This is a genomic window from Hymenobacter defluvii, from assembly GCF_017589435.1.
GTDB lineage: Bacteria > Bacteroidota > Bacteroidia > Cytophagales > Hymenobacteraceae > Hymenobacter > Hymenobacter profundi.
On record NZ_JAGETX010000035.1, the window covers coordinates 1 to 12,625 of the forward strand.

Below are 12,625 nucleotides of genomic sequence, written 5' to 3' on the forward strand. Positions count from 1 at the left end.
CAGGCACCGTATCATGCTCACCAACAGCTTCTTACACTTAATATCCTAAACTGTCCAGCCTAACCGGACCACCTCAGAAATCCTTGCGGCTGGTACCACGTACCCTGCGGGGTCAGGACGTTTTGCAGAAACACGGGCAGGCTCACGGCCGAATCGGCGGGAATAAACGTCTGCTCGTCCTCCACCGTTAATGGCAGGCCGGTGAGGTTCTGGCCGGGCTTGAGGTAATAGTTTTTACGCAGGTAAAAATCGTTGTCGCGGATGCTGGACGTGTGGGTCGCCAGGTGACGAAGCGTAATGGGGACGTCGGGAAAAGCCGGATTAACGACGGGGAAGGGCAGGTACTGGTTAATGGGGTCGTCCAGAGTAAGCAGGCCTAGCTCCTGGGCCTTGAGCAGGGCCAGGCCCACCAGCGTCTTAGACACCGAGCCGATGTTTTGCACCGTGTGAATGCCGTACGCTTTTTGGCCCTGGATATCGGCCACGCCAAAGCCGTGTTGATAAAGGGTGCCTTCCCGACTTACAATAGCCACTTCGAAGCCCTTGAAATGGCCTTGGCTGCGCAACGCTTCCAACTCCACCGTCAGCGAATCCTGCGCGGCGCGGTGCCGGGCTGACTGGGCGACTGCCCGCGTGATAGTGCCAAACGCAAGGCAGAGCAGGAAAACAATAGGGATTCGGCGTATAGCAGTAGCGCTACGGGCTACCGTTGACGGCAAATAAAGGCCTTTTTCCAGTACTGTCTACTGCCTAGTTGGTGGCGCAGGGGTATCGAATAAATTCCGTTCCTGCTTCTTTGTTAGGTAATTTATTGCCTGGTCATCTCCTCGGATAAGGCTTTTCATCGCGGTGCTTCTTGGGAAGCGCTGATAGTATGCATATCACATTTAATCAAATGGTTACATCCATATCGAGCGCAGCTCGTCTGTGGAAAGGAATCACTTACGATTCAATTATACGAATATTTCGTAGAAATACGAAATATTCGTATAATTGAATCGTAAGTGATTCCTGTGCTCGCTCACTTTCCATCCCTTTCTCTTACTACCCGATGAATGCTCCTGTTGTAACCTGTGCTGCCCGCGTTGTGTGGCTCCTGCTAGTACTGATCACGTGTGGTACCCTCCCCATGCACGCGCAACGTCCCGTGCTGACGGATACCGGCTTTACCGGGCTGGAGGGTGAGTCCGTCCGGGCCATTCGCCCCGTGCCGGGCGGTTACCTGAACTACTTTTACACGAACCTCTCCTCAACGGTCCCTATTCAACAGGCACAGTTTCACCTGCGCTTCTCACCCGCAGCCAGCGGCGAGTTGGTAAGTGTACAAGCGAAAACGTTTCCCCAACTCTACGCCTTTGTAGAACCGGGCCGGGCGCCCGTTGTGCTCCAGCACCGGGGGAGCGGGCCCCTTAGCGAGCAGTCGCTCGTGTTCGAGGGCCCGAATGCCGCCGGCAACAACTTACTTCTGCAAGGCAAGCTGCTCAACCGGCGCGCTGGGGTGGACCAGGAGCGGCTCCGGCTGGTGATGGCGCCCGCAACTTCCGCTCGGGAGATGGTCAATCGTCTACGCGACGAATTGCGAACCTGTGTCGCGCAACTGGACTCGCTCCGGCAGCGCCGCTTGATTAGCCCTGCTTGCTATACTACGCTCCGAAGTGAAACGGAACAAGAGCTGCTATTCTGGGTCGGCGGTCTGCTGATGGCCTATACCGTGGAGGAGAACCGGCCGCGCTTGCAATTTCACCTACCCGAAGCGGCCTTGAAGCAGGTACTGGCCCAGCTGGAGCAGACATTTGATCCGGAAGCTCTCCGATACCGCGGCCTGGGCATCAGCGTGAGCACGGCCGTCATGAAGAATCATTTCCGGGCCAAGGGCTGGCTGCCCACGGCGGAACCGGTTCGGCACTGGCAACCGTATGCCGAGCAATTCCAGGATATCGACTCCGCCTTCGGCGATGTAGACTACGCCCCCGCCCCCATGCAATCATTGCTAGTAGGGCACAAATTGCTAACAGCCCTGGCCTTACGGCCCATGTCGGACGCCGAATTTGCCACCATCTTAGCGGACTACGTGCAGCAGTTTCCGACGAGTCCGTACGTACCGGTGCTGACGCAAGCCTTGCTGCACGAGCAAGCAATGGCCGCCGCATCTGCGACGACTGTGGTGGCCGGTGCCACGACGCAGCAGGAACTGGGCCACTACGACGCCACGCGCGGGCAGCTCACGTTTGCCCCGCTCGCGGGCTTGGACACGATTACCTCCCTAGCCAGCCTCGTGCGACGTCAGTTTGCCGGCCGGCCCGTGTTCGTCGACTTCTGGGCCACCTGGTGTGGCCCGTGCGTGGCTGAATTCCGCCACGCGCCCGAACTACACGCCTTCCTGGTGCAGCAAGGCATTGAGCCGCTGTACGTCTCCGTGAACAATGCCAACTACCGGGCGAAGTGGCAAGCCTTCGTGGCGCAGCAGCAATTGCAAGGCTCACATTACCTGGCCCCCAAAGCCGTGCAGGAATCTCTGACTGCGCTGCTGGCCCGCGGCATTCCCCGCTACCTGCTCTTTGATGCGCAGGGCCGGCTCGTGGACGACGACTTGCCATTCCCGAGTACGGGGGAAGCCCTGCGGGAGCGTATCCGTCAGAATCTAGCCTCCCACTAGCCATGTAGCAGCTGGCCACGCCCTGGCAGAAATCCTCCCAAGAAGTGCTGCAGCCAACTGGTGCCTGGGAGGACTCCCCGCTTTCGTACGCCGCACCGCCACGCACGCGAGCCCCTACGTGAAGTGCGCTGCCAGGAGTTAGTGCGCTGCCTCAAACGCACTGGCCATTAGCTCCTGCTGCGCCCGAGACACTTGGTAGCGGCTGGCCACGTCGGGCCAGTGCTGCACGGCGGCCACGACCTGCCGGAGCATGGCCTCGGCCTGCGCGGCTGATAGCCGGAAATAGGGGGCCACCTCCCGGTCCAGGTCGAGGTCCAGCGCATTGTCGGTTTCGGAGATATTGAGCTTCAGGCCCTGCCCGTACCGGATGGGATTCAGATCAAATGCCGGGGATAGACGCCAGCCCTGGGGCGTGAGCAGAAAGCCGTGGTTGCGCAGGTGGTCGTCGGTGTTGGAAACGCAAATGTTGAAGACGATCCGCCGCCAGAGCTCCGTCAGGTCGTGGGCGACGTGGGCGCCCTGCTGCACCAGCAACCCGGCGAGCTCCAGGTAGCTGGCCCCATCCTGGTGGTCGGTGCCGTCCTGGTACCCCAGCAGGGTCATGGCGGAGGCAAAGTGCTGCCGCTGACCGCTGACCGGCGGCCGTGCGGTCGAAGCGCCAGGAGAGAAAGGTGTGGTGGGGACTGCTGAAACGCTGGGCGCGACCAGTCGCCACCTGCAGGCCGGCTGCCTGGGCCAGATCATGCACCACCGCTTCCCAGGCGCCGACGTCGTGCTCATCCTGGCCACTGGGGGTGTTGTTAAACAAATAGGGCAAGACCTCCGACTCAGGAGCACAGCCACCTGATTTTCATAAGTAGTATTCTGTTTGTCAATATGTTACCTGATATTTGGTCGAAACGATAGTCTTAACGTTCGTTTTCGCCACCCACTTTCGATTGCGTTAAGGAGCGTATAAGACTATCAGGTTTTCGATGCTCTTATACCGCTTTTGCACCTTGTCACGAGTGACCAAGCCATTTGGCTATGGACTCGGAGGTTTTCCCCTATTTGTTTAACAATACCCAGACGTGGGCTGCACAGCGACAGCAGCAAAGCCAGGGCCAGGCGACGCGGGTAGTCGAAACCTTCCTGCAATGACCCGTGGCCAACTCGGACCAATTATTAGCGACGTTGCAAGCCAAAGGCTACAAGGTCTATCAACCGCGTGGGCAAGATGAGTTATTGGTGCGCGAGACCAGTACCCAGGTACGCTTTCCGCTCCTGAATCTGCGGCCGAACGGGCAGGAACTATGGCCGCAACTGCAGCAAGCGATAGAGCGCACGCAGCAGCAGGAAGCAGCGCGGCAGCAACGTGAAGAGCAGCAGCGCCGCGAGAAGCTGGCGCAGAACCCAGCGGCGCTGCATGCCGTGATCAAGGCCCGAGACGCGACGCAGGCGACCCAGATCGAAGAGGCCTTGGAGAAGGCCGGTGCCAACGTGTGGAGCCGGGAAACGCTGCCCGAGCAGCGGGTCGAGTTGCAGGTCAGCTACTTCTTCGAGTGGGAGACCATCGAGCGTATCAGCGGGGTACTGGATAAGGTACGGCGGTTGAAGGATACCCAGCTGAAAGCTACGGGCATAATAACACACGCACGAGCGCCGTGCGCACCTTGGAACGGGAACGGAAGCACGCCCGGCGAGGCCCTGAGCGAGGGATGGGTATCGGTTAGGAAGAGAAACCTTTGGTGGTGGCTAACTCGTCACGCTGCACGGCGGCTAGAAACGCAGTGGGCTCGCCCGTCAATAAAGACGCGTACTGCGTGATCCGCTCCACCGGCCAGTCCCACCAAGCTATGTTTTGCAACTGCTCAACGGTTTGCTCATCGAAGCGCGGCCGCAGTCGTTGCGCTGGGTTACCGCCCACAATGCTGTAAGGCGGTACGTCGCGCGTCACGACACTGTAGGCCCCGATGATGGATCCGTTGCCGATGGTGACACCGGGCAGAATACTGGCGCGATAGCCCAGCCATACATCGTGGCCGATGATGGTATCACCTTTACTCGGGTAGGTCTTGCCGGCCATCGCATCGACCCAGTCCCCGCCGAAGACAGCAAAAGGGTAGGCACTGACCGATTGGGTGAGATGGTTGGCGCCGTTCATAATGAATTCCACGCCGGAAGCAATCATGCAGAACTTGCCGATCACGAGCCGGTCGCCGGTGATGTCGAAGAGGTAGCGCACGTTGCGCTGAAAGTTCTCGACCGTCTCGAAATCATCATAGTAGGTGTACTCCCCGACGCTGATCTGCGGATGGATGATGATGTTTTGGAGGAAGCATAGCCGCTCGTAGCTAGCGAGGGGAAAAACGGTAGCAGGAGAAACAACGGACATAGGGTAAGGAAAGCTTACAAGACCAAAGAAACGCAGAAAGCCCCTGATACGAGGGGCTTTCGAGTGAGAGAATAATCTCTGAGGTGGGCTTAACGTCTATTTCACGCTGGCTAGCAACTGTTCCGCCTTAGCGAAGGTGCGCTGATAGCTGGCTTTTTCTGCCGCGCTAACAAAGCCCTGTTGCTTGGCTAGGGTCACCACCGAAGTTCTGACCGCGCCTAGTTCTGCGTACAGGGCAGTCGTCGCGTGCTGGGGTAGTTTCTGCGCCTTCACGGCCTGCCCTACTTGAGTTTGCAGAGCAGCTGCTTTGCTGCTAATAGCTTGTTGGTCGGCTTGGCTCACGCTGAGCTTATCATTCGTGGTGTGTACTTCCAGCCCCGTGCCTTTCACGAGTTGCAACAAGGCATCAGCCGTGGTCAAGCGACCCGCTATGGCCGGACTGCGGAAGGGCTGCACCAACTGCTGCTCGTACTGCACGGGACAGCCCGTCTGGCGGGAAAGATCGGTCAGCGCCTGTGCCAAGGGGGCTGCGGCGACACGTACCGAAGTAGGCGTTGTCTGGCACGCTGTCTGGGCAACGCTGGTGGCGCTTGACGTGGTGAATAAGCCTAGGGTTAAAAGGAAGACAATCTGTTTGCTTGTCATGGTAGTGCGTTTCGTAAGCGCAGGTAAGGAGTGGGGTAAAAAAAGAAAGGAAAGGGTTCCGAAGGGGTGCTGGGCCTAGCTGGCTACCAGACCCACCGGGTCGTGCAGGTGCATGTGATGGCACTTTGCGTTAACACAAGCAGGGAAGGCATTCGATTGGGTGGGATGATTGCCCTGTGTCGGCTTGACCCACAGTGTGCGGGTAGGGGCCGTGGCTGGGCGAGTGAGGGCACCCAACGTGTAGTGGAAGCGGGGGGCAGGGAGCGGCCGTTGTAGGGCACGGGGAGTGGGGCCAACCGTAGTTGGCAGGGTCAGCAAGCTGGCCCAGAACAGGGAAAACATAAAAAAGGGAAGCGTCGCACCGACATTAGTGGACAAGGAGGCGATGGGCAAATAGTGTGCTAGAAAAGCCAATCGAATCTACTAATAATGCCAGAAAAGAGCATATAGCTGAACAGCAGAAAGTTGCTTTTTACCTCCAGCTAGGGTATTGATTTTTCTCCTAAATACTCGGCAGCAGTGAGCAGAACCACAAGGATAAAAGCTAGCAGTCAAGTGGGCAGTGCAAGCATAGCGAATGGTATCGGTGAGCGTTTGGTGCACGACCGCGTGGCCCGCGCCCTCCGCTTGACCTCGGCCGTGAGGCAGGGCACCCAGTACGCTATCCGCTTTCCAACTACGGGGCTGAGTAGCTATCTTTGAAGCAAGCGTACGGTAAACACCTCGCCAACACGGTAGTCTTGGAAAAGACGAAACCCCGGCTGGTGGAACAACCGGGGTTTCAGGAAGTAGGTGCGGTAACACCTAAATCCAATCGCAATGGAACGTAAGGTGCGTACGAAAGCGAAAGAGACCGAGAAGCTCGGTTTGTTTCGCGTCCTGCTAGAGCTGTGTAAAGCAGCGGTAACAGGAGCGGCAAAGGCAGTGGTGAGCCACTGGCTAGAGCCGTAAAGAAGGTGGCAGGTGGCCCGTGTGGCTGCCTGCCATTTTTGTTATGGTGCAAAGGTATACCAACAAACGCAATTATGCATCAAAACGTTTGGCAATCCCATAGCCTAGCTCGCTAGCCGCGAATACGGACGCGTAGCGCGCTTCGGGGTTGCTATGTCTGCCTTACGTAATGCGTTACTCATCCGCTGCCAGGTGCGTATGACGCAGCCAGTCACAGGCTTGGGCCCCGCAGTCAAACACCGAAACGTAGGGCGTGGTCGCGTAGTGAACAATAGTTAAGATTTCCGCCTTGGACACCAGGTCGGTGGGGTTGATCCACGCGACGGCCTGCACCCCAGCGTGCGCCAGCCGGGGAAAATACTGCTGGCCGACCCACTGCTCCAGGCCATCCCAGCCATCGCGCGCATCACTGCTGTCACAGAGCAGCTTGTGCCCGTCATGTTCCATGAGGTAATGCAGAATCAATTCGCAGTCGGCTCGCATCGTTCCCGGGTCCTGGTGACCACGCCACTCGACCGACAGCCACATGTTATCAAAATCGTAGCTCATCGAGAGCGAGTCCGTATCAAATAAGAGCTGTAGCATGAACGTAGGGCGCGTGTAGCTGCCGGTATAAAGAGGAAAGGATAAAGCGAGAGGGATATAGTAACCAGCCGTCAGCGCCACTATAGTTGGCTGAAAGCACCGAGCAGGGTGAGTAGGTGCGGATCGGTAATCGGAAGCCGCGGGCTTACTAAATTGTACTGACGCGTCTGCAGGTGCGTGATGATCCAGTACATCTCCGATGGTGCCAGTTCCACCAGGGCCATGCGCCAGTCAGCAAACCAGGGGGTAGCGCCTCCGCCATTTCCACGCGCCGGTTGGTCCTGCATCACCCTGGCAAAGCCTACATCACTCCCGGTTACAGTACGGGCTATACTGAGCATGATGCAACGTACACCCGCTAAATAGTAGGATGTTCATGCGAAACCCTTCCGGCCACTAGAGGTACAGAGCTATAGAACCAAAAAGCCCCTCATGGAGGGGCTTTCTATTAACGTCGTTTATCCGTGGAAATAGGAGGGCTTCGGGCTGAGCGCCACTCTCCCTGAACATGGTCAAGGTCTTCGGCTTATTTGCTGCCGGGGAAGGCAAAGCCCAGTTGAAATTGAAACACGGAATTGTAGATGTTATTCCCACCGGGCAGCGCGGCATCGCCGTCATAGAGTCGGGTGATGCTGCGGTTGTAGCGAATGCCGACGTTGGGGCCACTCGCCAGCTGGTAGCCGACGCCCACGATATAGCCGAACTGGAGCTTATTAAGTTGGCCACGGCCGGTAATATCCGGCTGAGCCGAATCGTCAAACTTGGTCTTATGCGCGAACAAGTAGCCTACTTGCGGACCAGCCTCAAACACTAGGCCGGCGGCGTTCAGGCGGGCTAAGAGCGGCACATCGATATTGTGAAATGTGGTTTTGGAGACATCCTCGATCTGGTAGCCACGCTGGGAATACAGCAACTCGGGGTGCAGTTCGAACAGCCCGCCAACGCCTAAGGTCGTCGTCGTGGTGACGCCGGCCTGAAAGCCAAAGCGGTTTTGCACATCGCCCCGAAAGTCTTTGTCGTTGCCGGCTAGCGTGGCGGCTACTACGCCCACTTTAAGGCCGAACCGGGTGCCGCCCCCAGTGGCGGATTGGGCCTGGGCGGCGGCCGTAATGCCCGTCAGCAGGGACAGCGTGAGAAGAATCTTTTTCATAGTTGGAAAGTGAGGGTAGGAAAGGCGTTACGTTTCGCACGGGAGGAACTGGCTTGAAAGCCACTGCATCCCGAAAGCATAAGTAAAGACGATAAACAGGTGATTTTGTTTGATAAAATATTGATTTTCAATAAGTAAGCTCGACGCTTGGGAGAAGAGACTATAGGCGAACCCGGATGTATTCTTCTTGACGGCGGAGTACACCAGTCTCCTCTACTGCGGGTACACTTAGCTACCGCCTGCGCCAGGGGCGCTACCAGCGCGTGGGTAAGTAGAATCTGTGGACAGGTAGCGCCCCCACTAGAGTGCTTGACTTCATGTGAGGGGCTTTCTGCTGTGTGCTATAGCAAAGCATTTATGGGCATTCAGACGATCATTCTACGAACCAAATGACTATGCAACTATTCATGCTTTTTTCAACTCACCTCATTATCCGCTAGATAGCTATCGTAGGGTATACCTGGCATAGGCATTTACATGAGTGGCGACGCATGCTACGCTTCCCTTTTGGTATGAAGTTTCTCCTTCTCTTCGTGACGTTGGTGCTGCTGGTAGGACTTCGCGCTGGCAAGGCACAGTCGCCACCAGATTACTTGGTGTATCACCAGCAGATGATGCAGGCCGAGGAGCTGCTGGCAAACCGCCACTACCCCGCGGCCTTGGCTGGGTTTGAACAGGTGCTCAACACCTACGACTACGTGTTTTTGCGCGACTGTCAGGTCGCTACCCAGCTGGCGCTGCACGTAGGCGATAAAGACCAAGCCTACCGCTGGTTGCGCCGCGGCATCTTAGGCGGGTGGAAGCTGTCCGACATCAAGAGAAACCGCTTTCTCGAGCCACTGCGAACCGGACTAGCGTGGGATTCTTTGCGGCGGACCTACGATGCCATGCGGACGTGCTACGAGCAAACGTTACAGCAACCCCTGCGCGCGGAAGTGCTGGCTATGGCCAAAAAAGACCAGCAGTTGGCGTTACGTAACCTGTTGCAGCTGAGCAAGCAAGCAAAAGAACGATTCCTCAACCGGCGGTTTATCCCCCATACAGAGTGGCAAATCGCCCGCGTAGCACAACTCCTACGAACGTATGGCTACCCGGGAGAGAAGCTCATCGGCAACCGCACGAGCATGCAGCGCATCCTGAGTCACCACAATTCCATTTCCACTGCCTATGCGCAACGGGACACGCTCTATCCCCACTTGCAACTTGAACTGTTGCAAGCTGTGCGCCGCGGGGAACTGGCACCCGCTGATTACGCTGTCATCGAGGATTGGTACGTCGTCATCAAGTCCGACGGGCAGCAGGCCGCCTATGGCTACCTTAATCCATTGACTACGCAGGAAGTACCCCTGTCCGATGCGCGCCGCCAGCGCATTGGATTGCGCTCCGTCGCGCTGCGCAATCAGCTCGTCGAGGTGCAGGAGGAAACCGGGATGGACCTGGTGCTGGATGGGGTGTTTTGGGTAAAGGGCAAACTGCCGATTGTTTCCTACCGGTAGCGGAAAGTTCTGAAAAGCATTCTGACTATAGGAAGGACCTTCTGCTGTATGGTTAGGTTAGATCATTTGTGGGCTGCAGTACTTCGGCTTTCAGTGGAGTGTTTGGAAGTTGAGGAAGTGACGGGGCACTTTGCCGTGGTATCTCTTCAAAGACAGTTGCTCGGGGAGAGGAGGGACCCCGATTTTGTCGCATTTGTACAAGATTAGGTGGTGGCAACCCCAGCAACTTTGCAGCATGAAAATTACCTCACGTCAAGACAAGCTATGTTGCTGCATAACCGACAAGTAGCCATCCTCGGAGCTGGCCCGGTGGGCCTCACCATGGCCCGCCTGCTCCAACAGCAGGGCGTACACGTCACCGTATACGAACGGGATGCCACGCCCCAGGCCCGCGTGTGGGGCGGCACGCTGGATTTACACGAGGACACCGGCCAGCGTGCCCTACAAGAAGCGGGCTTGCTGGCCCGCTACTTCGAGCTGGCAAAGCCCATGGGCCGGACGCTCGTGGATGGCCAGGGCCAAGTACTGCTGACGACCCCGCCGAACACGACCACTCCAGAAATCAACCGCAACGCGCTGCGCACCCTGCTGCTGGACAGTCTAGCGGCTGGCACCGTACGGTGGGACCACCAGTTTACCCACATGGAGCCGGAGCCGGAGCCGGAGCCGGCGCAGGGCGCTTGGCACCTGCACTTCGCCGGCCGCCCTCCGGTCACGGCCGATGTGGTGATCGGGGCCAATGGGGGCAGATCGCGGGCCCGGCAATACGTCACCGATGCGGAAGTCGCCTACACGGGTACGTTCATCCTGCAGGGCGAAGTAGCGGAGCCGGCCCGCACCTGCCCCGACTTCTACCGCCTTTGTCAGCACAACATCCTCATGTTTGCCGGCAACGGGCTTACGCTCGTGGCGAACCCGGACAACGCCGGGGCGCTGAGCTACGGCGTGAGCTTCCGGCGGCCGGCGAGCTGGCTGCGGGACAACGGCTTGGATTTCTCAACTCCCTCGACGAGTCGTGCATTCTTGGCCGCACTATTCGCCCGGCAGGCTGCCGTTTATCAGCAGTTGTTCCACGCCACGACCACGTTCGTTGGCTTGCCCGCCCGCAAACTCCCCTTGGACCTTCCCTGGCACGCACAACGGCCCTTGCCCCTCACCCTGATCGGCGACGCGGCCCACTTGATGCCGCCCTTTGCCGGTGTCGGCGTAAACAGTGGCCTGCAAGATGCGCGGCTGTTAGCGTCTAATCTTACCAGCGGCTCTTTCTGCAGCTTGCAGGACGCCATCCACGACTACGAGCAGCAGATGCTTTGCTACGCCCGGGAGGCCCAATTGGTCACAAGCCAGAATGAGCTGGCCATGCACCACGAGGCCTTTTCCTTCCAGCAACGCTTCCAGCGGTAAACTCACTACCCGGCACTCGCACTCCCTCAGGCGACTTCTTTCGTTCAAAAAACAGGCTGTGCGTAACGGGCAGCACGGGGATTAGGGTTCAATGAACGTGCTGCAATCGGGTCTAATTGTTGCCCCTCTGTTCAGGGCTTTTCGCGCAAAGGCGGCAGGGGTGGTGCCGCTATAGCGTTTGAACTCCCGGCTCAAATGGGATTGGTCGGTATAGCCCAACGCGTACGCCAAGCGCGCAATATTCGTCGCGGGATAAAGGAGTAAACAATTCCGTACCTGCTCGAAGCGGAGCAACGAGGACACGTCTTTCACCGTGTGACCGGCGGCTTGCTTGAAGGTTCGTTCCAGGGTCCGCACCGTGGCATGCGCCGCGGCCGCGACCTGGTGGACGGGCAGCGTGCCCGTGGCGTCCCGCATCGCCCGGCCCGCTTTGCCGAGCAGGCACTCATCTTCCAGCGGCGACCGGGGCTGTCCGAAATACCGGGCGGCCTCTGCCAGGGCTGCCGCGACGTTTCCGGCCTGGAGGTACTGCGTCAACGGGACTTGCAACTGGGCAATCGGATGCTCCCCGAGGAGCACGTTGCCGGGGGCGGATGGCAAGCCCAGCAGGTCAAAGACGGTCCAGGGAAAACACCGGATGCCAATGATCTCGAACTGGTCTTTCGTGGTCAGCTGCGCCGGGTGCGGAAGCAGCCCCAGCAGAAACGGGGAGGGCAGGGGCTGCCAGCCGGTGGGCGTGGCCAGGCGGCAGGGGCTGCCCACGTAGAAAATGATTTCCGCGTAGCCATCCGGGGGTACGTCAAACTGCACTGGTTGCGGACCGAAGTCGAACCGGTCGTACCAGAAGCAGTGGATCAGATCCTGTAAGGCGGGCGGCGGCGCAACTTCCTGGTGGTGCATAGCAAGGCAAAGGTAAGCTAGCAAGACGCTTCCTTACTATAACTACTAGTAACTAGGGCAGATCATCTCTGGACTTTGGCTTTCCTTTTTTGCGGGGTGTTGGTCGACTAACGTTATGTAAGTTCTCGCTCAGAAACTTCTCCATACCACCGGGGGTACGCAGGAGTTCTTGGCCATTAGCAGGGAAAGAAAAACTCTACTTCTTGCAAGCGTCCCTTCTTGAATAGCAGACTCAAGGAGGCATCTGTGGGCGTGCCCTTATAAAAGAAAGGCACGCTCATCTCTTCCTCTGGCCGCCCCGAGCTAGGTACATCCGCTTCTTTGGCGGACTCGGGGAAGAAGCGCCGCACATCCTCCAGGGTTGTCTTCTCATTGAGTATGAGTTGCCTGAGGTGGTCCGGTTAGGCTGGACAGTTTAGGATATTAAGTGTAAGAAGCTGTTGGTGAGCATGATACGGTGCCTG

13 protein-coding genes are annotated in these 12,625 nt (G+C 58.0%); 3 read left to right on the forward strand and 10 right to left on the reverse strand.

The genetic code is table 11. From position 1 onward, the window contains the following. Positions 1-59 precede the first annotated feature (59 nt). A complete protein-coding gene (locus J4D97_RS22140; protein WP_208309495.1) occupies positions 60-719 on the reverse strand; it encodes a serine hydrolase domain-containing protein in 660 nt (219 codons plus the stop codon). A 332-nt stretch (positions 720-1,051) separates the two neighbouring features. Between J4D97_RS22140 and J4D97_RS22145 the strand changes: the two genes are divergently transcribed. Further along, positions 1,052-2,656, forward strand: coding sequence for a TlpA family protein disulfide reductase (locus J4D97_RS22145; RefSeq protein ID WP_208309496.1), 1,605 nt, complete (start codon positions 1,052-1,054; stop codon positions 2,654-2,656). A gap of 138 nt (positions 2,657-2,794) precedes the next feature. Here the strand turns inward: J4D97_RS22145 and J4D97_RS22150 are convergent, their stop codons facing one another. The 8 genes from J4D97_RS22150 to J4D97_RS22185 form a co-directional block, all read right to left on the reverse strand. Further along, on the reverse strand, positions 2,795-3,436 hold the full coding sequence (locus J4D97_RS22150; protein ID WP_347879384.1) for a type II toxin-antitoxin system HipA family toxin: 642 nt from the start codon (positions 3,434-3,436) through the stop codon (positions 2,795-2,797). 510 nt (positions 3,437-3,946) lie between these two features. Continuing rightward, a complete protein-coding gene (locus tag J4D97_RS22155; RefSeq protein WP_208309498.1) occupies positions 3,947-4,288 on the reverse strand; it encodes a hypothetical protein in 342 nt (113 codons plus the stop codon). 76 nt (positions 4,289-4,364) lie between these two features. Beyond that, entirely contained in the window at positions 4,365-5,030 is a 666-nt protein-coding gene (locus J4D97_RS22160) for a CatB-related O-acetyltransferase (protein ID WP_208309499.1), read from the reverse strand. A 96-nt stretch (positions 5,031-5,126) separates the two neighbouring features. Then, positions 5,127-5,675 carry an STN domain-containing protein gene (locus tag J4D97_RS22165; protein WP_208309500.1) on the reverse strand — a complete coding sequence of 183 codons (549 nt, stop codon included), beginning with the start codon at positions 5,673-5,675 and terminating at the stop codon, positions 5,127-5,129. A 75-nt stretch (positions 5,676-5,750) separates the two neighbouring features. Continuing rightward, on the reverse strand, positions 5,751-6,017 hold the full coding sequence (locus J4D97_RS22170; protein ID WP_208309501.1) for a hypothetical protein: 267 nt from the start codon (positions 6,015-6,017) through the stop codon (positions 5,751-5,753). Between the two features lie 783 nt (positions 6,018-6,800). Then, on the reverse strand, positions 6,801-7,211 hold the full coding sequence (locus tag J4D97_RS22175) for a hypothetical protein (RefSeq protein ID WP_208309502.1): 411 nt from the start codon (positions 7,209-7,211) through the stop codon (positions 6,801-6,803). Between the two features lie 80 nt (positions 7,212-7,291). Continuing rightward, positions 7,292-7,552: a hypothetical protein gene (locus J4D97_RS22180; protein ID WP_208309503.1), complete on the reverse strand. Its 261-nt coding sequence runs from the start codon at positions 7,550-7,552 to the stop codon at positions 7,292-7,294. Between the two features lie 185 nt (positions 7,553-7,737). Then, positions 7,738-8,361, reverse strand: coding sequence for a porin family protein (locus J4D97_RS22185; protein WP_208309504.1), 624 nt, complete (start codon positions 8,359-8,361; stop codon positions 7,738-7,740). 512 nt (positions 8,362-8,873) lie between these two features. Between J4D97_RS22185 and J4D97_RS22190 the strand changes: the two genes are divergently transcribed. Then, a complete protein-coding gene (locus tag J4D97_RS22190) occupies positions 8,874-9,857 on the forward strand; it encodes a hypothetical protein (protein ID WP_208309505.1) in 984 nt (327 codons plus the stop codon). 264 nt (positions 9,858-10,121) lie between these two features. After that, positions 10,122-11,261 carry an FAD-dependent oxidoreductase gene (locus J4D97_RS22195; protein ID WP_208309506.1) on the forward strand — a complete coding sequence of 380 codons (1,140 nt, stop codon included), beginning with the start codon at positions 10,122-10,124 and terminating at the stop codon, positions 11,259-11,261. Between the two features lie 81 nt (positions 11,262-11,342). Here J4D97_RS22195 and J4D97_RS22200 read toward each other — a convergent pair whose 3' ends face one another. Then, positions 11,343-12,161, reverse strand: coding sequence for a helix-turn-helix domain-containing protein (locus J4D97_RS22200; protein ID WP_208309507.1), 819 nt, complete (start codon positions 12,159-12,161; stop codon positions 11,343-11,345). Positions 12,162-12,625 lie beyond the last annotated feature (464 nt).